The sequence below is a fragment of the uncultured Granulicatella sp. genome (assembly GCF_963528195.1).
Classification (GTDB): Bacteria; Bacillota; Bacilli; order Lactobacillales; family Aerococcaceae; genus Granulicatella.
Genome location: NZ_CAURVN010000011.1, coordinates 12,921 through 34,411, shown reverse-complemented (window position 1 = coordinate 34,411; position 21,491 = coordinate 12,921). Strand labels below are relative to the sequence as shown.

Genomic DNA, 21,491 nt, shown 5'->3' with positions numbered 1-21,491 from the left:
GATTTTTATTCATTTTTTAAGTTTCTATTCTATCAAATAGTTTGATAATCTCAGAATCCGAAAATCCTAAGGCATATAGTTTTTCAAACAATATTTTTGTTAGCCTGTTAAATTCTGATTTCTTAACTCAATTATTTTCTTCTCAGTTTCAATAACAAAAAATCCTTTACTTCCACGACTAACAATCAGCCCCTGTTTCTCAAGAACTTTTAATGCTTTTTGGACGGTTGCAGGATTATATTCTTTCCTCTCTACTAAAGTCCTTATGGGAGGCATCTGTTGCCCAGTACATACTTACCTCTTAAAACAGTTGCTCTTATCACAGATACTATTTATAAATATGGATACATATTCACTTAAACTTTTTATTTTTCCTTCCTCGTATAAATTTCCAATAAGCAGAATACGGAATAACCGTACCAAACAGAAGATAATATTTATTAGCAAACATATCTGCAACTCCTTTTGCATTGAAATGAACAGGAATTTTCTCTGGAAGAAATATGCAAATAATAAATATTACAACAATCATTAATGTCAACACCAAGATATCTTTTAACAGTCCATCTTTCATAACATTTTCCCTCCTTGAACTAAATAAAATTTAACTTGCTAACTTTTATATAAACTTTGCTTGAAATAACAAGTAAAGTAACTGATATTATCTGCAAAACTGGTATTATCGAAAGATTTAAAAACCAATTGAGAAGAATTGGTGTAATGAGTGCAATTATCCCGACAAGTCCAGATACAATAACAGGCATGCTCTGCTTTACAACCATCATCTCGCTTTCCCATTCATAATTTGGATACTTTTTATTTAAGGAAATTCCTATCACTGTTATAAAAATCGAATAACATATAGGAACAAATATTAGGTTAATAACTTGAATAAAGTTCATATCAAGTTTTAGCGTAAATGCAAATATGGAAATCATATACCCAATCAAATGAAGTGTAAGGTTTACAGCTATCTTGGAATTTAAAATCATTTTTACCTTAACAGGAGAGCTTTGCAAAATCCAAATGTTTTTTCCTTCTAAAGATATCGCTGAAGCTGCCGGGCAGCTGAGCGAGAACATAGATGCAATAAATAATGGAGCAAAATTTGAGAGATATTCATTTATATTTTCTATTCCTGAAGACTCTCCTATTTGTTCTACAGAATTAAAAAGTAAAAATATACTAAAAACACATAAAAGTATTACACCGAGGCCTGCATTCAAGACCGCCATGTACGAGCTTAAAAAGCGTCCCATTTCTTTTTTATACAAGGCAAGAAATATCGATTTTCTATTATAAGATTTTTTGTTATCAGAATATCTTGATGTTTTTTTAGCAAGAGTATTAAGCAATCCATACTTCATCGCAACAATTTTTACAAATATATAAAAAACTGCTGTTGAAAAAGCAATAAATAATCCCATTCCAATATACATTGGAAAATTTGTGTGTTGCACGAATAACCCGGATATTGGGTACAGTTCTGTAATTTGCTTAGAAAGCATGATCTCAATGCTGTCTTCATTACCTGATTTCATAGCTGACACTGCAATATATCCAATTATGCCTATCATTGCAAATGAAAAGATTAGAGCAATAACATTTTTCCTCTTAAAATAAGATGAAACAACAACAACAATCATTCCCATACATGCTGCAATGCACATAGGTATCAATGGAACAAGAATTATGGAGGTAAAATACAATATAATCTGTAATACATTTAAGCTTCCGTTTAACACCCAAACAATGCCCCCCGGAAGCATAAATATGAATCCTATTAAAAAGTTCAATAAATACATAAACATAAACTTGCTACTTATAATGTCTGAGCTTTTTAAAGGTAGCGATAAAAGCATTTCTATATCACGACTACCAAATAAAATTCCATTAGAATAAAATATTGTCAAAAATAATATTGAAAAACTTGATATCGCAACCATATAAGCCGGTATCAATTCCTGCTGTCCAACTTGTACCAGTGTTTTGGCTGTCATAATATTATAGACACAGCAAAATATAGCAAGAGTTATTATTCCAAAACTTGCAATAACAACAGAGCTTTGCTTTTTATTTCTCGGCTCTCTAATTTCGTTGATTAGAAAAAAATTTATCAATTGGGCTCTAATTAGTATCCAAATTTTGCTCATTATCTTGTACCTCCATGAAAAAAGTTTCCAAAGTTTTATCACCTTTAACTTCTTCTGTATTTCCGCTTGCGATTAACTTTCCATTTTTTATAATTGCAATTTTATTACATAGTTTTTCTGCAACATCCAAAACATGTGTTGAAAAGAAAATAGCTCCTCCATCTGACACGCATTCGTGCATTACTTTCTTTAGTAGAAAAGCTGCTTTTGGATCAAGTCCTACAAAAGGTTCATCTAAAATTAGTAACTTTGGAGAATGAACCAGTGCAGAAATAATCGCTGTTCGTTGCTTCATACCATGTGAATACGAAGATATCATCCCCGAAAGATGCTTAGTCATTTCAAATAAATCACTATATTTTTGAATTCTTTCTCTGCGTATTTCAGTAGAAACTTCAAATAAATCTGCAATAAAATTGATGTACTGAAATCCCGTCATATGTTCATATAAGTCTGGATTATCCGGAATATATGCCATCATTTTTTTACAAATAACAGGCTCCTTTTTAATGGAATGCCCATCAATCGTTATACTTCCATTCTCAAAATCATGAATCCCAAGTACGGCTTTTATTGTTGTAGTTTTTCCGGCTCCATTTGCACCAATGAATCCATAAATATCTCCAGACTGTACTGAAATGGATAGGTTATCAATAACTTTTTTGTCTCCATAAAATTTACTAAAATGATTTATCTCTAACATACTTTTACCTCCATTGACAATTTGTCAGTTATTCTTTGAAATAATACCGATAGCTTTTTTAGCATTAGCTATCGGAACATTATTGTTTTTACAAATATTCTATTCTTTTTCAATTGCTAAAGAGTTTTTTTGCATTTAAGCTTTGTTCAAGCATTATCTTAAATGCGTTTAAATAGTCATTGACAGACTCTTTTTTTGAATATCTTATACTTATGTTATTTGAAACAAAAACATAAGCTGTCATAAGAAATTCCGCTGTTTCAGACGGATATTTTACAAAAAGTGTTTTTTCTGATATTCCTTGGTTTATTATCCTTTCAAAATATATTGTCAGTTTTTCAATAATCTTATGAGATAACTTATCTATCATATATCGATTTTCTTCAAGATCAACTGTTTTTTGTAACGCTGTTCCCTCTGCTGAAATATTTTCCGAAGATATAATTGTGGTATCTATAAAAGCTCTAATTTTTTCAATGGCGGTTTTATCTTCATCATAGACAATAACATAAATATCTTTCAATAATTTATCTGAATATTGTTCTACAAGACAATATAAGATATCTTCTTTATTCTTAAAGTGATAGTACAGCAAGCCTCTTGATATATTTACTTTGTCAACAATATCCTGAGTTGTTGTATTAGTATATCCTTGCTCTATAAATAGTTGCATTGCAGCATCCATAATTTCAGCACGTCGTATTTCCGGTTCTTTCACATCTCGCATTTTATCCCTCCTATTTGAAAGAGTATCACTCAACTGACACTTTGTCAATTATGTTTTCTCATTTCTCTTGAATTTTGTCAAACACAAGTGATAATGTCTCAATTAAACACAAAAAGACTCTCCATAGCAATATCTACATTTCTATACAGAGTCTATTAAAATATTCATTTTTAATTTTTCAGTTTCCAAAAACCATTTTTTGAACTTCCGATATATTCTATTTTATTTTCTTCTCTTAATTTAGAAATATCTCTCTCAATTGTTGCTTTAGATACTCCTATAATATCTTTTAGCATACTTGAAGTTACATGATTATTTTCAGCTATCAATACCAAAATTTTATTTCTTCTTTCTGAAATGCTCAATTTTATATTTTGACCATCATTTTGACCATCATTTTGACCATCATTTTGACCATCATAATTTCGATTAAATAAAGTAACAATTACTCCATTATTAGAAATATAGTACTCTGGATTCTTATTAAAATCAGCATAGTCCTCAAAGATTCTTCTAACTCCTGAAGCATAATTTTCTATAACCTCAATTTTATCTAATGTATTTACAATTATTTTATTTCTTTTTGCCACCATTCCCATTTTAATGTTTTCAAGCGTTAATCCATCAGGTAAACTACCAGGAGAAAAAATTTGAACTCTATCATCATAAAATTCAACCTTAATATCTCCACTTAACGTATAATCTCGGTGGCAATAACAATTTACGATAGCTTCTCTTAATGCTCTCTCCGGAATATCTAAATATTCTTCTCTATCCGTTTTTCCAGAAATTGTAATTCTTTTTCTATTCGATAAATTTGAAAAATAGACTATTTCATCTAATTGTTTTATAAGTGATCCTGTAAATTCTTTTTTATCAAGAAATACACTAACATCTGTTCCTTGAAACACTGCAAATTTACTAATTGTAGGATTTTGATCACTTAAAAGTAAAGCTGCATTATTATATCTATTATCTTTTCCAATTAATGATAAAGCATATACATCAAATTTAATTCCTTTTTCTTGGAATCTATTTTCAATATATTTAAAAGTCAAATCATTTGCATCAATACTTATTGATTCAAAATCATTTGAAGAGTGTTGTCGAATCATCCTTTGTATTTCTTCAAAGCTAGCTATTCTTTTTGTTCTACCTATTCTTATATAAACACCTTTAGAATTAAATCCTTCTCCATCTTTATAAAAATATGGTTTATCTTTTCCTTCTAAGATTTTAATTTTAAATGGCACTTGATTTGGAAACACTTGAATTAAGTTAGAAACATCTGGATTAAAAGCATTAAAAACCCAATTTGATATTAATTGTTCCCATTCTTGTTTTTTGTTAGCTATTAAAGTTTTATTTAGAGAGCCATCATCATTTACACCTAAATATATTTCTCCTCCTTCACTATTTAAGAAAGAAACTATTTCTGCTTTTAACTTACTATGCTTATCTGGAATATCAATTTTATATTCAATTTTACTACTTTCCATATTTCCTCCTCTTATTCTATCCAAATTAAGTGTAAATCTATATGTTTATTTTACCACAAAAGAATATTAACCAATAGTAACTCTCCACGATTTTGATAATATATTAAGCTACGAAAAATCATCAGAACTCGCATTTCTATGATACAAAAACAGACTTCCCATAGTAGCTCTAATAATAAAAGCCAAACTGGCTTTTATTATTGGAAAATTTGAGACCAAGGCTCAAATTTTAGCCATGAAACCGCAGGTTTGCTGGCGTCCCCAGCTACTATTCCCAGGGAAGTCTATTAAAAACTTCAAAAACGATAATTAATAATACAAAAATATTGTTTCTAACCTTCTCTACAACGAAATATCATGAAACCTCGAATCTCATATGATACAAAACCAAAGACTTCCCATAGTAGCTCTAGTAATAAAAGCCGATTTGGTTTTTATTACGGGAAAATTTGAGACCATAGGCTCGAATTTTAGGCATGAGACCGGAAGGGCTGCTGCCGTCCCTAGCTACTATCCCCAGGGAAGTCTAAAAAAATTAAAAATACTAAAAAAACTCTTCAAGCATCCCCACTGGAATCTCAAAGAGTTAACAAATCAATATTTCTTAAAAATTATTTTGCAGCTTCATAACGACGAGCTACTTCATTCCAATCAACTACATTCCAAAATGCTGCAATGTAATCAGGACGACGGTTTTGGTAGTTTAAGTAATAAGCATGTTCCCAAACATCTAATCCTAAAATTGGAGTTTTACCATCTGTTAATGGGTTATCTTGGTTTGGAGTAGAAACTACTTCTAATTCACCATTTGAAACAACTAACCAAGCCCAACCTGAACCAAAACGAGTTGCTGCTGCTTGAGCAAATGCTTGTTTGAACGCATCAAAACCACCGAATTTTTTATCGATCGCTGCTGCTAATTCACCAGTAGGTTGATCCCCACCATTTGGTGAAATTACTGTCCAGAATAAGCTGTGGTTTGCATGTCCACCACCATTGTTACGAACAGCTCCACGAATATCTTCTGGTACAGATGCTAAGTCTGCTACTAATTCTTCCACGCTTTTTTCAAATAAAGCTGGGTGTTTTTCTACAGCTGCGTTTAAGTTTGTTACATAAGCATTGTGGTGCTTATCATGGTGGATTTCCATTGTTAAAGCATCCACGTGAGGTTCTAATGCAGAGAACTCATACGCTAATTTTGGTAATTCATAAGTCATAATTAATTCCTCCTATATAGTACAGTTATACGTACTGTTTGATATTTAAAGAATAACACTCTTTGATATGTAAACGCAATTTTTTTGCTTACTTTTTTATGATTTTTCTATTATTTAACGGTTCTCTTTTTAAAATCCTTAAAAACTATGGTATAATAACAACGCTTCAAATTAGATTATAGAAAAGAGATGAAAACATGAAATTTACAGATTATCAATTACAACCATTTTTACAACAGGCATTAGAAAAATTATCATTTTCTACTCCAACTAAAATTCAAGAAAAAATTATTCCTCTATTATTAAAAGGAGAATCTGTAATTGGTCAATCCCAAACAGGAAGTGGAAAAAGTCACAGTTTCTTATTACCACTGATTCATAAAATCAACCCAGATAAACAAGAGTTACAATTAGTTATTACTGTTCCAAGTCGTGAACTAGCCGAACAATTAGTACGAGTAACTTCTCAATTAATTGAAGAAGCTCCTACTCCTATTCTTTTAGAAAAATGTGTTGGGGGAACAGACAAGCTCCGTCAAGTTCAAAAATTACAACAAACTGCTCCTCATATTGTCATTGGAACTCCAGGACGAATTTTCGATTTAATGCGAGAAAATGCTCTACTTGTTCAAACGGCAACGATGATGGTTGTTGATGAAGCTGATATGACTTTTGACTTAGGATTTTTAGAAACCGTCGATGAAATTGCTTCTAGAATGCCGAAAGATTTACAAATGTCAGTATTTTCTGCAACAATTCCAGATAAAATTAAACCATTCCTTAAAAAATATCTTGGAAATCCAAAAATTATTCATGTAGAAAATAAACAGCTAGTTTCTCCAACGATTACAAATCAATTATTAGTAACGAAAACACAAAATCCATTAGAAGTATTATTTGAATTGATTACACTAGGACATCCATATTTAATGTTAATTTTCGTAAATACAAAACAAAAAGCGGATGAAGTTACAGCATTTTTACGTGAGAAAAGTTTAAAAGTTGCAACCATTCATGGAGATATTCCTGCTCGTGAACGTCGTCGTGTGATGAAGCAAATTCAACAAATGGAATATCAATATGTAGTAGCAACAGATTTAGCTGCTCGAGGGATTGATATTGAAGGAGTTTCTCATGTTATTAATTTAGAAATTCCTAGTGAATTAGAATTTTTCATTCACCGTGTCGGTCGTACGGGTAGAAATGGTTTAGCAGGACAAGCCATCACTTTCTACACACCTAACCAAGAACAAGCCATCCAAACGCTTGAAGCAAAAGGAATCTCTTTTGAAACAATGGAATTAAAAAATGGCGAATTAGTGGAAAGTTATGACCGTTCTCGCCGTGAAAAAAGAAAAAATACCCAAAGTTCTGACTTAGATCCTCGCTTAAAAGGTATGATTAAAAAAGCGAAAAAACATGTTAAACCTGGATATAAGAAAAAACTAACTCATGAAATTAAACAAAAACAAAGAATGGAACGAAAAAAACAAAATCGTCAATCTGCAAGAAAGAAAAACAGTAAATAATAAGAAAAAGAGCTGGAGAAAAATTCTCTAGCTCTTTTATGATGGTCGATTATTTTTTAAAAATTCTCGAATACCTAAAACCCAATTAAAGGAAGTTGCTAAAAAGATGAACTCCCCTGGTCCAATAAAACGAATTCCTAATAAATCAATGAATGTATAAATTAATACAGGTAAAACAGCTGCACCTAGAACTACTTGCCAACCAATCGGTTTTGGGAATCGAATAAATACTTTCATAAATAATACAGCTATTGCTTTCACTATGAAAGAAACAACCCATAGAATTATGAATAAGTAAACCGTATTAAAAAGAAAATACATCACAAAAACAATCAATAAACTTAACCAAATATTTTTTTGGAAAGTACTAGCAATATCTTTGAAAAATGATTTATTCATATTTTCTAACTGACTCAACTCAATTTTTTGATGATTGATATTCGTTTCTAAATAAAATCCATCTTTTAATAAAGCAAATACAGGGATTGTGGAAGATGTTTCATTTAACAAATCTTCACTTGTTGTCTTTCCACTTTCATCAAAGACAAATATCAAACTATCTGTTTTATAAACAAAGCCTTTGTTCTTTTCTTGAGTAATTAATTGCTGATTTTTCACTTCAAATTCTGGTATTTGTTGACTAATCTCTACTAAATCCTGCCCTAATGAGTGAAATAATCCAGCCATTTGAATCATACCTGGTAACATTAATATTAAAGTTAATAAGAAAAATACACGCTTTGAGGATTTCATTGGTTTTGCAATAATTTTCCATAATTGTGTTGGATTAAAAATTGCTATCCTCAAAAATTCTTTTATCGTCATTTGATACACTCCTACAAATTGAACTGTTGTGTATAATCTAACACATTTCACTTCATACATGCAAGAAATGCCCTTTATTTCAACACTATCTTTCCTATTCAAAATTTAATTTCATTTTCAGTTTAATTATTAGACTTTTTTTCCGTTATATTTTACACTGGAAAAGAAATCTGAACTAGGAGGCATTCATTATGCAAGAACAAAAAGTATTAATTACTTTTTTTGGTGCAACAGGTGATTTAGCAAGTCGTAAATTATACCCAGCACTATTTCGTTTATTTCAAAAAGGATTTATTCGCAATCATTTTGCGGTCATTGGTACAGCTCGACGCGAATGGACTGACGAATATTTTCGCGAAGTTGTTATAAAATCTGTCCAAAGTTTAACAGAAGATTTAACTCAAGCAGAAGAATTCGCTAGTCACTTCTACTATCAAGCGCATAATGTAACGGATACTCATCATTATGTGGTATTAAAAGAATTATCTAAAAAATTAGACCAACAATATGGTATTGAAGGAAATAGAATTTTCTACTTAGCAATGGCTCCTTCATTTTTCGGAACCATTACTCAACATTTAAAAGACGAAGCTTTATTAACAGAAAACGGATATAATCGTTTAATTATTGAAAAACCATTTGGGAAAGATTATGAATCTGCTCAAATTTTAAACGAACAATTACGCCATTCTTTTGATGAAAATCAAATTTATCGTATCGACCACTATTTAGGAAAAGAAATGATTCAAAATATTACTGCTGTTCGATTTGCGAACCGTGTATTTGAAACAATGTGGAATCGTGATCATATCGATAATGTTCAAATTACACTAGCTGAACAAGTAGGTGTTGAAGAGCGTGGTGGATATTATGAAACAAGTGGTGCTTTACGAGATATGGTTCAAAACCATATTTTACAAATTTTAGCATTAGTCGCTATGGAGCCACCTCAATCATTTGAAGCAGTTCGTCAAAATAAAATTAATGTATTAGAACAATTGCGTCACTATTCTCCTGAAGAAGTTTCTAAAAATTTTGTACGTGGTCAATATGGCCCTTCTTTAGATGGTAGCTTACCTGGTTACCGTCAAGACCAAAATGTTTCGGACGATTCTAATATGGAAACTTATGTGGCTGGTAAAGTCTTTATCGATAATGAACGTTGGAAAGATGTTCCATTTTATGTTCGTACTGGTAAAAACTTAGATTCTAAAACAACGGTCATCGATGTTATCTTTAAAGAAGCTGATTCACCTTTATTTGAACATGAAACAAAAGGGAAATGTGCTTCTAATAGAATTTCTATTCATATTACTCCAAAAGAAGGATTTTGCTTTATCATCAATTCAAAATCAGTAGGAAATACTTATGGACTTCAAACAAGCCATTTAGAAAAAATCTTTGATAAGAGTTTTGGAATTAATAGTCCAGAAGCTTATGAGCGTTTAATTTTAGACTGTATGGAAGGCGATATGACTAACTTCACGCATTGGGAAGAAGTTGCTGCATCATGGAAATTTGTGGATCGTATTCGTCAAGCATGGGATAATGAGTCATCTGTACAATTCCCTAATTATCCTGCAGGTTCATCTGGACCACAAGAAAGTTTTGACTTATTAGCTCAAGACGGACGTTGTTGGGTACAAAAATAGACATAACAAAAAGAGTTAGAGGATTTCCCCTAACTCTTTTTTAATTGAACTAATATAACGCTGTAGTACGAGCATGAGACCACAGGGCTGCTGCCGTCCTAGTACTACCCTAGTCAAGTCTATTCGTTAAACAAATTAATTCTTGTACATAGTCCCCAATTGTTTCAATTGTATTTCTCAATGGCTCATCTGTAGAAACATCTACTCCTGCAGCCTTAGCAAGCTCTTCTGCAGTTTTAGAACCACCCATTTTAAGAACTTCAACCCAATCCTCTGCTTTATCAGGATTCTCTTGAATCATTTTAGCAACTTGAGTTCCGATTGTTAATCCAGCAGAATAAGTATAAGAATATAATCCCATATAATAATGCGGCTGTCTCATCCAAGTTAATTCTGCACCCTCTGTTAACACCACAGAATCTCCCCAGAATTGTTCCAATGTTTGACGATAAATTTGGTTCAATGTTTCCGCATCTAAATTTTTACCTTCATCGACTAATCGATACACCTCTCTTTGATAGTGCGCTTCTAATAAATGCGTCACAAAATTATGGTAATAAGTTTTACCAATAATTTGCGAAATAATCCAACGTTTCATTCTAGCATCTGTTGCCTGTTGCAATAAATAATTTTCTACTAGTAACTCATTAGCAGTAGATGGTGCTTCAACAAAATACATTGATGGTCTAGATAATTGAATATTTTGATTTTGATGTGCTAATTGGAAATGTCCAGCATGTCCTAATTCATGTGCTAATGTCATCACATCATTCATACTTTCTGTAAAGAACATTAAAATAAATGAATTTGCTCCATAAGGGGACGCACAAAATGCTCCTGTACGTTTTCCAATTGTTTCCGCATAATCAATCCATCTTTCATCAAAGGCTCTCTTCATAATAGCTAAATAAGATTCACCTAATGGTTTTAACCCATCTAAAATATAAGCCTTTGCTTCTTCATAACTCACTTTTGGTACAAAATGAGGATCTACTTCTAATTTTAAATCTTCATATCTTACTTCATCTAACTGATAAATTTTTCCAATTAACCCAGCATAGCTTCTCATAATAGGCGCTAAATGTTCCATAATTAAATCAATTTGACGATTATATAATTCTCTAGAAACTTTTTGGCGATCTAGTAAATAATCAATAACTGAATCAAATCCTCTTAAAGTAGCCATTGTTTTTTCTTTTTGAACTTGAGCATTATAAGCAGAAGCTGTACTATGTTCATATTTACGTAATGTATTTGAAAATACTTCGAAAGCTTTTCTTCTGACACTTGTATCTTCATCTGACTCTAAACGTTTTTCAAAACTATTATATGTCATTTCAAATTCTTTTCCGTCTACTTCAAAATTAGGGAATTGAATATCTTTGAATTTTATATCATTGTAGTTTTGATAAGGGAAATCTAATGTATTTCCTAGTGCTGCTAATACAGATTCTACCTCTTTTGATAATAAATGTTGTTTATCTTCTAGTAATCTTTCCAGATAAATACTATTTTCTGGATTTTTTGAAGCTTCTGCTAATAACTCTTCCTCTAATTGGCTTAATTCTGGAGAGAAGAAACTTAATGTTGCATCGCATTCTGCGACTAGTTTTCTCGTTTGTGCTAAACGATTTTGTGTTTCTCTGTCCTTTGTATTTGCATTGACTGCTAAACTTACATATTGAACAATTTTCCCACGTAATTCTAAAATTTCACGATAATCTGCTAAACTTTGATGAATAGCTTCTACTGTGCTCAATTGATTTTCAAAATTTTTATAAAAATTTTCTACCAATTGCTTATAGAATTCGATAGACTTTTTATAATCCTCTTCTGTTTTAAATAATAATGATAAATCCCATGTTTGTTCTACTGGAACTTCTGTTCTTTCTTTCATGTTACCACCTCTTTATAGAATAGTCCTATTTTAGACCGAATTAGAAAACCTGTCAAAATTATTTTCCAAATCACTTTCTCTAAAAAAAATCGAGGCTAGGAAATTCCTAGCCTCTTTCTTAATTGATAAAATTATAGTTTTACTACGTTAGCAGCTTGAGGACCACGTGCGCCTTCTTCAACTTCGAATTCAACAGCTTGGCCTTCGTCTAATGATTTGTATCCTTCTGATTGGATAGCTGAGAAGTGTACGAATACGTCACTTCCGTCTTCGCGTTCAATAAATCCAAAACCTTTTTCCGCGTTAAACCATTTTACTTTACCTTGTTCCATGAACATTTTCCTCCTTGTGCCAAAAGCACGGTTATTCATATTTCTGCTTGTGGTTCAAAAAGGAGTTCTTAAATATCCATTTCTTTCCCTAACAAAAACACTATAGTCAGTATAGCACATTTGAAAGCCTTTTACAAGTCTATTTCCGAACAAATTTAGAAAAGCTCTCAAATGATTCCTTAATAAAATAATGAAAAGAGTGAAAAAATACGAAAAATTTTCACCCTTTTCATTGAAAATGTTATGGTTTTTCAGATAATTGTTTAATTTGTTGCTCTAATTGTTCAATTTTCAACTCTTGCTGTTGCATTTGTTCTTTCAATTGAATAAACTCTTCTCTATAAGCCTCAATCGGTATTTTTGTACGTTTAGATACCGTATTAAATAAATAAACGACTCCAAATAAAACAATAATGATAAATAATAAATAAAGCCAACTTGTATTTTTACGTGAATATTTTGCAAATGAATCACCTAATTCTTTCAATTCACCATTTTGTGGACTTAGGTTATGTTTAGTCATTTCCTTCTATCCCCCTTCATTTCCATTTGTCATAGGAAGTATACCATAAAGTTTAAGAAAACGGTAATTCCTTGGATAATTGTGTCATTGTTTCAAATCTTTCGCCAACTAAACCTTCATCACAGACGACAATAAGGATATCTCCAGGTCGTATAATTGTATCACCACGAGTAATTTCTTCTTTTGCTCCCCTTCTTACTGTTGCAATAACAATATCTTTTGGCCAAGGAATATCACGAATCATTTTTCCAACCAATGGACTTTCTACCATAATCGGCACTTCAAATGTAGTTCGTTTTCCTTTTCTTTCATGTGGATGTTCAGAATCCAAGCGTTCCGCTAAAATTTCATAAATAGGACCCATTTTTAAGAAATCTGCTACAATATACGCTGTTAATGTACAAATTCCTAATGGCATTAATTGGTTTAATCCTCCAACCATTTCTGTTACTAATAATAAAGCTGTTAAAGGAGCTTTACCAATTGCTGAAAAATACCCCGCCATTGCAAAGAATACAAAACTTACTCGTAAACTAGGATCTACTCCAAAGAATTGAATCAAAACTTCTGCATAGACTAACCCTAATAATGCACCTAAAGAAAGAATTGGAAGGAATATCCCACCTGGCAATCCTGTTCCATATGAAATCATTGAATAAAATAAACGAAGAATAAATAAGAACGCTAAAAATTGAACGGTATGATTTTCTTGAAGCAACTCTAAAATCATTTCCCCACCCCCACCTAAGACATGAGGATTCCATAAACCTAGTGGAATAATCGCTATAAAAGCAACCATACAGTAGTAATAATTTGGAATAAACGGAAATAATTTCCCATAAATCGCTGGTAATTGCAATGTATAATGATGATATACCCAGCCAAATAATCCTAAAACAATTCCTAATACAATCACATATCCATAATGCGTCATTGGAAATAATTGATCATTTCCTAAATTTAATGAAGGACGTGCTCCAAAAATATTTAACGATACAAAATTCGAAACGATAGCAGCTGTTAGCGTAGTCAAAGCCACTAATGGACTAAATGTATGATGAACTTCTTCTAATACAAACATTAAACCAGCTATTGGAGCATTAAAAGCAGCTGCTAAACCAGCCCCTGCACCACTGGAAATAAATATATTTTTTTGAACTCGATTACTCTTCAACCCTTCAGCTACTCCTTGAGCCACAGAAGCTCCTAACTGAATAGAAGGGCCTTCTCTACCTAGTAATAATCCTGATCCAATCGAAATGGATCCTGCCACAAATTTTTTCCAACAGACAGACCACCAATTCATGTCCATCTTGCCTTGTAATTGTAATTCTACTTGTGGTATCCCACTCCCTTTAATATCTGGATCACTTTTAACAATTTGACCTAAAATCACAGCCATCACCATAGAAAATAGGAACCATACCGGAATCCATTGAGGAAATTCTTGTAAATATGAATAAACCGTAACAACACCTTCTAATGTTTTCCCAAGAAATAAGCGGAATAAACTTACCGTTGTTCCAACTAGTATTCCTATAATAGCCCCTATTGCAATATAACTACTCTTTCCAAATTGTTTACTATTAAACAATCCCACTTTAAAACATCCTTTCAATTTCTAATTATTTCTATTATACCAAATTCCATTAGAATAAAAACTGTAAATCTGAAATGACTATAAATTTCTGTATAAAAAAAGCAGACACTTATTACAAATGTCTGCCTTTCCATTATTAAGCTTCTTGATTGAAATCTGCTTCGTCTAATTCTGCCATTAATTGATATAATTTTTCTTCTGTTAATGCATCTTTTTCATCTTTTTCGAACACTCGAATAATTTTTCCACGGTGCATCATCATTAAACGATTTCCATATCTTAAGGCATCTGATAAATTATGCGTAATCATTAAAGCTGTTAATTCTTTTTCTTCAATAATTTCCTTTGTTAATTGCATAATTTTGCGTTGTGTTTTTGGATCTAGTGCAGCAGTATGTTCATCTAGTAATAATAATTCAGGAGTTCGTAATGTAGCCATTAATAATGAAACTGCCTGTCTTTGTCCACCAGATAATAATCCAATTTCTGCATCTAATCGTTCTTCTAATCCTAATTGTAAAGGAGTTAATAATGCTTTAAATTGTTCTAATTCTTCAGCAGTATATCCTTTTTTCAATCCACGTTTTAGTCCTCTTCTTAAAGCTAAAGAAAGATTTTCAGCAACTGTCATACGAGGTGCTGTTCCTTGTAAAGGATTTTGGTAAACACGACTAATATATTTTGCTCTTTCGTATTCAGCTGTATGTTCAACTGCTGCTTCTCCCATGTAAATATGTCCTTTATCTAATGGAAAACTTCCTGAAATGGCATTTAAAAAGGTTGATTTCCCTGCACCATTTCCCCCAACAATTGTAATAAAATCCCCTTTATGAATTGTTAAGTTAATATCGATTAATGCATCATGACTTCTATTTGTATTTGGGTAAAATGTTTTATGAACATTTTCAATTCTAATATCCATCTTCTACCTCCTATTGTACACTTTTACGATGACTAATTTTATAAATCGCTTGTTTAATTTGTGGAATTGTTAAGCAAATGGCGATTAATGCTGCAGATAATAATTTGAAATCATTTGGATCAAAAATATTTAATCGTAAAATAGATGCTTGTAATAAACGATAAATAATCGAACCAAAAATAATACATACTAATCTTCCGACAAATGATTCATCTGCAAAAATAACTTCCCCAATAATAATCGCTGCTAAGGCAATAACAATTGTTCCTAAACCAGAGTTCACATCTGCATAACCATTATTTTGAGCTAATACAGCTCCAGCCATTGCAATTAACGCATTGGATAACATTAATCCAAATACTGTCATTTGATTCGTGTTAATTCCAAGTGAAATAGCCATTTTTTCATTATCCCCTGTAGCAATTAATGCTTGACCAATTTCAGTTGCGAAAAAGACATACATCGCTACGATTAGAATTCCAACAAATACAATTCCAATTAAAATAATATCAAAATACTTCGGTAATTCCATTCCCTCTAAAAAACTAAAAATCGTTTTATAATTTAATAAGGATAAATTTGGACGACCCATAATTCTTAAATTCACAGATAATAAGCCTGTCATTGTTAAAATTCCGGCTAATAAGCTAGGTAATTTACATACAGTAATTAAAAATCCTGTAACATATCCTGCTAAGGCGCCTACAAACATCGCAATAAATGTCGCCAAAAGGGGATGTACACCATGTTGAATACACATGACACAAGTTGCTGCTCCTAATGGGAAGCTCCCTTCTGTTGTCATATCTGCAATATTTAAAATTCTAAAACTAATAAATAAACCTAATGATAAAATCCCCCAAAGTATCCCTTGAGAAATCGCTGAAATAACTAAATCCATATTTTCCTTCCTTTTCTGTCAAATCTATATGTATCAAAATCCCTTAGATAACTATACCTTATCTAAACAGTATTAGCTATCATTATATGTCATTTATTTTATAAATCATTGAGGGAAGAGAACTTTCTATCCTCTCCCTCAACAATAATGTTTAACTCTCTAGACATTTGTTTTAATTATTTTTTAGCAGTAACTTTTTGTGCTTTTTGAGCAATATCTGATGGAATTGTAATTCCTAATTCTTTCGCTTTTTCTTCATTTAAGTAGATGACACCTTCATTTGCTAATTTAATTGGTGTATCAGCTGGTTTAGCACCTTTTAATACTTCTACTACCATTTTAGCTGTTTCCACACCAATTTGGTATTGGTCAACCCCTAAACCTAATACTCCACCGTCAGCAACCATTGTATCTGCTGATGGGAATACTGGAATTTTTTTAGCATCTGTTGCTTTTACAACTGTTGCCATTGCGCTAGCAATTGTATTGTCAATTGGAATAAAAATTGCTTCTACTTGGCTTGCTAAGCTTTCTGTTACTTGTTGAATATCATTTGTATTTGCAATTGTTGCTACTTTTACTTCAAATCCTAAAGCTTTAGCATCTTCTTCTGCTTGTTTAGCTTGTTTTACTGAGTTATCTTCACTTGATGTATATAAAATACCAACTGTTTTTAATGTTGGAACCACTTGTTTCATAATTTCTAATTGTTGTTTAATTGGTGTACGGTCACTAACCCCAGTAATATTGTTTCCTGGTTTTTTCTCATCTTTAATTAATCCTGCTTCTACTGGATAAGTAATCCCACCCATTACGATTGGAATATCTTTAGTTACATTTGCTAAAGATAATGTTGCAGGTGTTGTAATCCCAACAATAACATCATTTTTATTAGAAACTAATTTTTCACTCATTGATGCTAAGTTACTTTGGTCCCCTTGTGCATTTTGGAAATCAATTTCTAAGTTTTTACCTACCTCATATCCTTCTTTAACTAATTCATCTTGAATCCCTTGATAGATTGCATCTAAAGCTGGGTGGCTTAATAATTGTAATACGCCTAATTTCACTTTTTTATCTTGAGTTGTTTGTGCTACTTGTTGTGTATTCGTTGTTTTTTGTGATGATTTTTGAACAGTATTGTAAATCAATGACCCTAATAATACTACTAATAATACTAGTGAAAATCCTAAAATTCCTTTATTTTTTTTCATAATAAATTCCTCCAATATAAATAAATCTTTTTCGAATGAACTCGATAAAGAAAAAGAGACCATTTCTGGTCTCTTAATACAAAAAGACCACGTAGGTTCATTTTTATGAGAATCTACGTGGTCGAGTTCATTCATGTTTAAATTTCCACATAGATACAATTTCACGTCAATGAAGGTTGTATCTATATGTACAAAATGTACGTTAAGAACAACCTGTATCTAGTGGCTTTGCCAACGAGTATTTAATTGTAATACTAATACTTGGTTCATGTTCCTAACTCCTTTTCGCTTGATGTCGTTATTATGCACTGATTCAAATCAATTGTCAACAACTTTTTATATTTTTTTATCCCCAATTCTGTAACAATTTTGTAACATATTGAAAATAAATGAAAAATATGATAGGATATTAAAGGTAAAAATAATTTTTTCACAAAAAGGAGAATAGAAATGAAAAAAAGTCTTATGGCTAGTTTAGCTTTCGCATCAGTTCTATTATTATCCGCTTGCGGAAGTAGTAGTACTACAAAAACAACAAAGGAAACGACTAAAACAGAAGCTGTTGCAAGTGCATCTGCTCAAAAATATGCAGATCCTTCAACATTAAAAGACAGCTATGATGTTATCATCGTTGGTTCTGGTGGTGCTGGTTTATCAGCTGCTATCCAAGCTAAAGAAGCTGGTAAAAACCCAGTTATCTTAGAAAAAATGGCAACAGCAGGAGGAAATACAACAAAATCTTCTGCAGGGATGAATGCATCTCAAACTAAATTCCAAGAAGCTGAAGGTATTAAAGATTCAAACGATAAATTCTACGAAGAATCTTTAAAAGGTGGACATGGAACAAACAATCCTGATTTATTACACTACTTAGTAGACAACTCTGCTTCAGCGATTGATTGGTTAGATTCTATGGGCATTACATTAAGTAACTTAACAACAACTGGTGGTATGAGCGAAAAACGTACTCACCGTCCTGCTGATGGTTCAGCTGTTGGTGAATACTTAGTAGCTGGATTATTACGTAATGCTTCAGAACGTGAAATCCCATTATTCGTAAATGCTGTTGTAAACAAAGTGAATGAAAAAGATGGAAAAGTTACTGGCGTTAACGTAACAATCGACGGAAAAGAAAAAACAATTGCTTCAAACGCTGTTGTTTTAACAACTGGTGGTTTCGGTGCAAATATGCAAATGGTGACTGAATACAAACCCGAATTAAACGGATTTGTAACAACAAACCAAAAAGGTTCAACTGGTGACGGTATCGTATTAGCCAAAGAAATCGGTGCTGCAACTGTAGATATGGGAGAAATCCAAATTCACCCTACTGTTGAACAATCAACTTCAACATTAATTTCTGAATCAGTTCGTGGTGAAGGTGCAATCCTTGTTAACCAAGACGGTAAACGTTTCTTCAATGAAATGGAAACTCGTGATAAAGTATCTCAAGCAATTATCGGATTACCAGAAAAATATGCATACTTAATTTTAGATAATGCATTAACTGATCGCGCTAAAGCTGTTAAATTCTATCAAAAACGTGGTTTAGTAAAAACTTCTGATACTGTAGAAGGTTTAGCAAAAGAAATTGGTGTACCTGCTGAAAACTTAAAAGCAACTTTAGAAGCTTGGAACAAAGCTGTTGCTGATAAAAAAGATAGCGAATTTGGTCGTTCAACTGCTATGGATCACGACTTAACAACTGGTCCATTCCACGCAATCAAAATCGCACCTGGTATTCACCATACAATGGGTGGTTTGAAAATTAATACAAACGCTCAAGTATTAAAAGAAGACGGTTCAGTTATCAATGGATTATACGCTGCTGGTGAAGTAACTGGTGGAGTTCACGGTGCTAACCGTATCGGTGGTAACGCTGTAGCTGACATCATCATCTTTGGACGTCAAGCTGGAGCACAAGCTGCTGCTTACGTAAAATAATGAAAATATCAAAAAAGGTTGCCTATATTGGCAACCTTTTTTAATCCTCATCCTTAATATCAATATCTTCCGGAATCGGTTCATCTAAGTATTTTTGGTATTCTTCAATCATTTTTTGACGTTGCTTTATAAAGAAATCAAATTGAGATCGATTAATGAGGACTTCATCATCGACTGTAATCGTAGAAATTTGTTTTTCACGAATTAAATATAATACATACGCAATATCTACTTCTAAATATTCCGCAATACCTTCAATTGTTTGATACATCTTTTTTTCTCCATAAATAAAAGTAACAGTTCTTTTTCAAACTGTTACCTTCTCTTCTATCCTAATTTTTCTACTAAACTTTTTGCAAAAGCTTCAATATTTTTCACATCTTCTTCTTCCGCATTTAAATCTACTAATACATTTTCTGCACCTTTTGTTGCACCTGTTTTAGCAAATTGTTCATCAAAATCTAATACTGATTGACAGAATTTATCATAGAATGTATCTCCAGAACCTAATGCTCCATAGATTTTTCCACTTAAATCTTCTTCTTCTAATTCTTCATAAAAATCAACGATTTCATCTGGTAAATCACCGTCTGTACCATAAGTGTAAGTTGCGACTACACAAATATCATAGTCATGAAATTCATCAGCTGTAGCGGAAGTACATTCTTTAATATCTACTTCTACTCCTTGTTCTTCTAATGATTCTGCTAAAATATCTGCAATTTCTTCTGTGTTTCCTGTTAAACTAGCATATACAATTAATGCTGTTGCCATTTACTTCACTCTCTTTCGTTTCAATTGATTTTATTATACCAAAAGAATTCCTCAAGAGATAGTCATAAGAAAAGATTTCTTATGTCATTTTCATACATCTTTTCAGATAAAACTACCTTCTATAGCATTTTCTTTTTATTTTCACTCTTTTTTTGTTATAATTTTATAATAACTTTTTACAGAATTGAGGAAATAACATGAACGCTACACAACGATTAAAGCAGGCAGAAAGAGGAGCTATCCTTAGCATCATCACCTATATCCTACTTTCCACTAGTAAGTTAGTATTTGGAAAATTATTTTTCTCTCAAGCACTCTTTGCAGATGGTTTAAATAATTTAACAGATGTTTTATCTTCCGTTTTAGTATTTGTCGGATTAAAAATTTCACAAAAACCTGCTGATAAAAATCACCCCTATGGACATTGGAAATTTGAAACTATTGCGAGTTTAATGACTTCTTTCATTATGTGTATTATCGGGATAGAAGTTATTAGAAATGCTTGGCATATTATCATGAATCCAAATCCCGAACTTCCATCACTTATTACTGCTATAGTAGGATTTATTTCTGGTATAATGATGTATGGAGTTTATCGATTTAACCATTCGCTAGCTAAAAAAATAAATTCCATCGGGTTAAAAGCTGCAGCAAAAGATAATTACAGTGATGCTTTAACAAGTATTTCTACTTCCATTGCTATTTTTGCAGCAAGTTTAGGAATCTCATGGTTAGATGGAGTAATGGCTTTTATTGTTGGCATTATGATTTTAAAAACCGCATATGATGTTTTCAGCGAAAGTACCTTCCAATTAACCGATGGATTTGAACCAGAAGAAATGAAAGAATATAAACCTCTCATACTTTCCCACCCAGAAGTTAAAAGTATTGAAGAATTAAAAGCTAGACGATATGGTTCTAATATTTATTTAGATTTAACGGTTTGTATGGATCCTAATTTAACAGTTTGGAGAAGTCATGAAATAACAGAAGAAATCGAAATAGAACTTGCTGACCACTTCGGAATCAATTTCATCGATATTCATGTTGAACCTTATAAAAAAGCTAGAAATTAG

General features: G+C 31.9%; 21 protein-coding genes. 4 read left to right on the top strand and 17 right to left on the bottom strand.

All coding sequences use genetic code 11. From position 1 onward, the window contains the following. Positions 1-99 precede the first annotated feature (99 nt). From RWR88_RS04765 to RWR88_RS04735, 7 genes are all read right to left on the bottom strand, one after another. The gene (locus RWR88_RS04765) at positions 100-276 is read right to left on the bottom strand and encodes a GntR family transcriptional regulator (RefSeq protein ID WP_314450881.1); all 177 of its coding nucleotides are present in this window, start codon (positions 274-276) and stop codon (positions 100-102) included. A gap of 76 nt (positions 277-352) precedes the next feature. Then, positions 353-574, bottom strand: a complete 222-nt coding sequence (locus tag RWR88_RS04760; protein WP_314450880.1) for a DUF1648 domain-containing protein — start codon at positions 572-574, stop codon at positions 353-355. A 19-nt stretch (positions 575-593) separates the two neighbouring features. Beyond that, the gene (locus RWR88_RS04755) at positions 594-2,153 is read right to left on the bottom strand and encodes a hypothetical protein (protein WP_314450879.1); all 1,560 of its coding nucleotides are present in this window, start codon (positions 2,151-2,153) and stop codon (positions 594-596) included. Next, a complete protein-coding gene (locus RWR88_RS04750; RefSeq protein ID WP_314450878.1) occupies positions 2,128-2,856 on the bottom strand; it encodes an ABC transporter ATP-binding protein in 729 nt (242 codons plus the stop codon). The genes RWR88_RS04755 and RWR88_RS04750 overlap by 26 nt, the downstream gene beginning before the upstream one ends. Positions 2,857-2,965: 109 nt before the next feature. Next, positions 2,966-3,583 carry a TetR/AcrR family transcriptional regulator gene (locus RWR88_RS04745; RefSeq protein ID WP_314450877.1) on the bottom strand — a complete coding sequence of 206 codons (618 nt, stop codon included), beginning with the start codon at positions 3,581-3,583 and terminating at the stop codon, positions 2,966-2,968. A 170-nt stretch (positions 3,584-3,753) separates the two neighbouring features. Continuing rightward, positions 3,754-5,082 carry an ATP-binding protein gene (locus RWR88_RS04740; RefSeq protein WP_314450876.1) on the bottom strand — a complete coding sequence of 443 codons (1,329 nt, stop codon included), beginning with the start codon at positions 5,080-5,082 and terminating at the stop codon, positions 3,754-3,756. A gap of 611 nt (positions 5,083-5,693) precedes the next feature. Beyond that, positions 5,694-6,302, bottom strand: a complete 609-nt coding sequence (locus RWR88_RS04735) for a superoxide dismutase (protein ID WP_314450875.1) — start codon at positions 6,300-6,302, stop codon at positions 5,694-5,696. 197 nt (positions 6,303-6,499) lie between these two features. Here RWR88_RS04735 and RWR88_RS04730 point away from each other — a divergent pair, with 197 nt between their 5' ends. Beyond that, positions 6,500-7,831, top strand: coding sequence for a DEAD/DEAH box helicase (locus RWR88_RS04730; RefSeq protein WP_314450874.1), 1,332 nt, complete (start codon positions 6,500-6,502; stop codon positions 7,829-7,831). 36 nt (positions 7,832-7,867) lie between these two features. On the opposite strand, the gene RWR88_RS04725 is transcribed toward RWR88_RS04730, so the two are convergent. Beyond that, positions 7,868-8,656, bottom strand: coding sequence for a DUF1189 family protein (locus RWR88_RS04725; RefSeq protein WP_314450873.1), 789 nt, complete (start codon positions 8,654-8,656; stop codon positions 7,868-7,870). Positions 8,657-8,847: 191 nt separating this feature from the next. On the opposite strand from RWR88_RS04725, the gene zwf reads away from it, so the two are divergent. Further along, on the top strand, positions 8,848-10,308 hold the full coding sequence (gene zwf, locus RWR88_RS04720) for a glucose-6-phosphate dehydrogenase (protein ID WP_314450872.1): 1,461 nt from the start codon (positions 8,848-8,850) through the stop codon (positions 10,306-10,308). A gap of 109 nt (positions 10,309-10,417) precedes the next feature. Here zwf and pepF read toward each other — a convergent pair whose 3' ends face one another. From pepF to trpX, 7 genes are all read right to left on the bottom strand, one after another. Then, on the bottom strand, positions 10,418-12,205 hold the full coding sequence (pepF, locus tag RWR88_RS04715; protein ID WP_314450871.1) for an oligoendopeptidase F: 1,788 nt from the start codon (positions 12,203-12,205) through the stop codon (positions 10,418-10,420). Positions 12,206-12,336: 131 nt separating this feature from the next. Beyond that, a complete protein-coding gene (locus RWR88_RS04710) occupies positions 12,337-12,537 on the bottom strand; it encodes a cold-shock protein (RefSeq protein WP_006703068.1) in 201 nt (66 codons plus the stop codon). Between the two features lie 241 nt (positions 12,538-12,778). Then, positions 12,779-13,060 carry a hypothetical protein gene (locus RWR88_RS04705; protein WP_314348787.1) on the bottom strand — a complete coding sequence of 94 codons (282 nt, stop codon included), beginning with the start codon at positions 13,058-13,060 and terminating at the stop codon, positions 12,779-12,781. 52 nt (positions 13,061-13,112) lie between these two features. Then, on the bottom strand, positions 13,113-14,660 hold the full coding sequence (locus RWR88_RS04700; RefSeq protein WP_314450870.1) for a ClC family H(+)/Cl(-) exchange transporter: 1,548 nt from the start codon (positions 14,658-14,660) through the stop codon (positions 13,113-13,115). A gap of 136 nt (positions 14,661-14,796) precedes the next feature. Further along, the gene (locus tag RWR88_RS04695) at positions 14,797-15,582 is read right to left on the bottom strand and encodes an ATP-binding cassette domain-containing protein (protein ID WP_314450869.1); all 786 of its coding nucleotides are present in this window, start codon (positions 15,580-15,582) and stop codon (positions 14,797-14,799) included. Between the two features lie 10 nt (positions 15,583-15,592). Beyond that, positions 15,593-16,483, bottom strand: coding sequence for an ABC transporter permease (locus RWR88_RS04690; protein WP_314348784.1), 891 nt, complete (start codon positions 16,481-16,483; stop codon positions 15,593-15,595). Between the two features lie 176 nt (positions 16,484-16,659). Beyond that, on the bottom strand, positions 16,660-17,697 hold the full coding sequence (gene trpX, locus RWR88_RS04685; RefSeq protein WP_314348782.1) for a tryptophan ABC transporter substrate-binding protein: 1,038 nt from the start codon (positions 17,695-17,697) through the stop codon (positions 16,660-16,662). Positions 17,698-18,147: 450 nt separating this feature from the next. Between trpX and RWR88_RS04680 the strand changes: the two genes are divergently transcribed. Then, complete coding sequence (locus RWR88_RS04680; protein ID WP_314450868.1) at positions 18,148-19,641, top strand: flavocytochrome c; 1,494 nt, start codon at positions 18,148-18,150, stop codon at positions 19,639-19,641. A 40-nt stretch (positions 19,642-19,681) separates the two neighbouring features. Here RWR88_RS04680 and RWR88_RS04675 read toward each other — a convergent pair whose 3' ends face one another. Together RWR88_RS04675 and RWR88_RS04670 are read right to left on the bottom strand one after the other, a co-directional pair. Further along, positions 19,682-19,912, bottom strand: coding sequence for a hypothetical protein (locus tag RWR88_RS04675; protein WP_314111568.1), 231 nt, complete (start codon positions 19,910-19,912; stop codon positions 19,682-19,684). 56 nt (positions 19,913-19,968) lie between these two features. Then, the gene (locus tag RWR88_RS04670; protein ID WP_006703079.1) at positions 19,969-20,415 is read right to left on the bottom strand and encodes a flavodoxin; all 447 of its coding nucleotides are present in this window, start codon (positions 20,413-20,415) and stop codon (positions 19,969-19,971) included. 197 nt (positions 20,416-20,612) lie between these two features. Here RWR88_RS04670 and RWR88_RS04665 point away from each other — a divergent pair, with 197 nt between their 5' ends. Further along, on the top strand, positions 20,613-21,491 hold the full coding sequence (locus RWR88_RS04665) for a cation diffusion facilitator family transporter (protein WP_314450867.1): 879 nt from the start codon (positions 20,613-20,615) through the stop codon (positions 21,489-21,491).

Coding starts and splice junctions, on each gene's coding strand:
- RWR88_RS04765 (WP_314450881.1), bottom strand. CDS start 276: ATGCCTCCCATAAGGACTTTAGTAGAGAGGAAAGAATATAATCCTGCA.
- RWR88_RS04760 (WP_314450880.1), bottom strand. CDS start 574: ATGAAAGATGGACTGTTAAAAGATATCTTGGTGTTGACATTAATGATT.
- RWR88_RS04755 (WP_314450879.1), bottom strand. CDS start 2,153: ATGAGCAAAATTTGGATACTAATTAGAGCCCAATTGATAAATTTTTTT.
- RWR88_RS04750 (WP_314450878.1), bottom strand. CDS start 2,856: ATGTTAGAGATAAATCATTTTAGTAAATTTTATGGAGACAAAAAAGTT.
- RWR88_RS04745 (WP_314450877.1), bottom strand. CDS start 3,583: ATGCGAGATGTGAAAGAACCGGAAATACGACGTGCTGAAATTATGGAT.
- RWR88_RS04740 (WP_314450876.1), bottom strand. CDS start 5,082: ATGGAAAGTAGTAAAATTGAATATAAAATTGATATTCCAGATAAGCAT.
- RWR88_RS04735 (WP_314450875.1), bottom strand. CDS start 6,302: ATGACTTATGAATTACCAAAATTAGCGTATGAGTTCTCTGCATTAGAA.
- RWR88_RS04730 (WP_314450874.1), top strand. CDS start 6,500: ATGAAATTTACAGATTATCAATTACAACCATTTTTACAACAGGCATTA.
- RWR88_RS04725 (WP_314450873.1), bottom strand. CDS start 8,656: ATGACGATAAAAGAATTTTTGAGGATAGCAATTTTTAATCCAACACAA.
- zwf (WP_314450872.1), top strand. CDS start 8,848: ATGCAAGAACAAAAAGTATTAATTACTTTTTTTGGTGCAACAGGTGAT.
- pepF (WP_314450871.1), bottom strand. CDS start 12,205: ATGAAAGAAAGAACAGAAGTTCCAGTAGAACAAACATGGGATTTATCA.
- RWR88_RS04710 (WP_006703068.1), bottom strand. CDS start 12,537: ATGGAACAAGGTAAAGTAAAATGGTTTAACGCGGAAAAAGGTTTTGGA.
- RWR88_RS04705 (WP_314348787.1), bottom strand. CDS start 13,060: ATGACTAAACATAACCTAAGTCCACAAAATGGTGAATTGAAAGAATTA.
- RWR88_RS04695 (WP_314450869.1), bottom strand. CDS start 15,582: ATGGATATTAGAATTGAAAATGTTCATAAAACATTTTACCCAAATACA.
- RWR88_RS04690 (WP_314348784.1), bottom strand. CDS start 16,483: ATGGATTTAGTTATTTCAGCGATTTCTCAAGGGATACTTTGGGGGATT.
- trpX (WP_314348782.1), bottom strand. CDS start 17,697: ATGAAAAAAAATAAAGGAATTTTAGGATTTTCACTAGTATTATTAGTA.
- RWR88_RS04680 (WP_314450868.1), top strand. CDS start 18,148: ATGAAAAAAAGTCTTATGGCTAGTTTAGCTTTCGCATCAGTTCTATTA.
- RWR88_RS04675 (WP_314111568.1), bottom strand. CDS start 19,912: ATGTATCAAACAATTGAAGGTATTGCGGAATATTTAGAAGTAGATATT.
- RWR88_RS04670 (WP_006703079.1), bottom strand. CDS start 20,415: ATGGCAACAGCATTAATTGTATATGCTAGTTTAACAGGAAACACAGAA.
- RWR88_RS04665 (WP_314450867.1), top strand. CDS start 20,613: ATGAACGCTACACAACGATTAAAGCAGGCAGAAAGAGGAGCTATCCTT.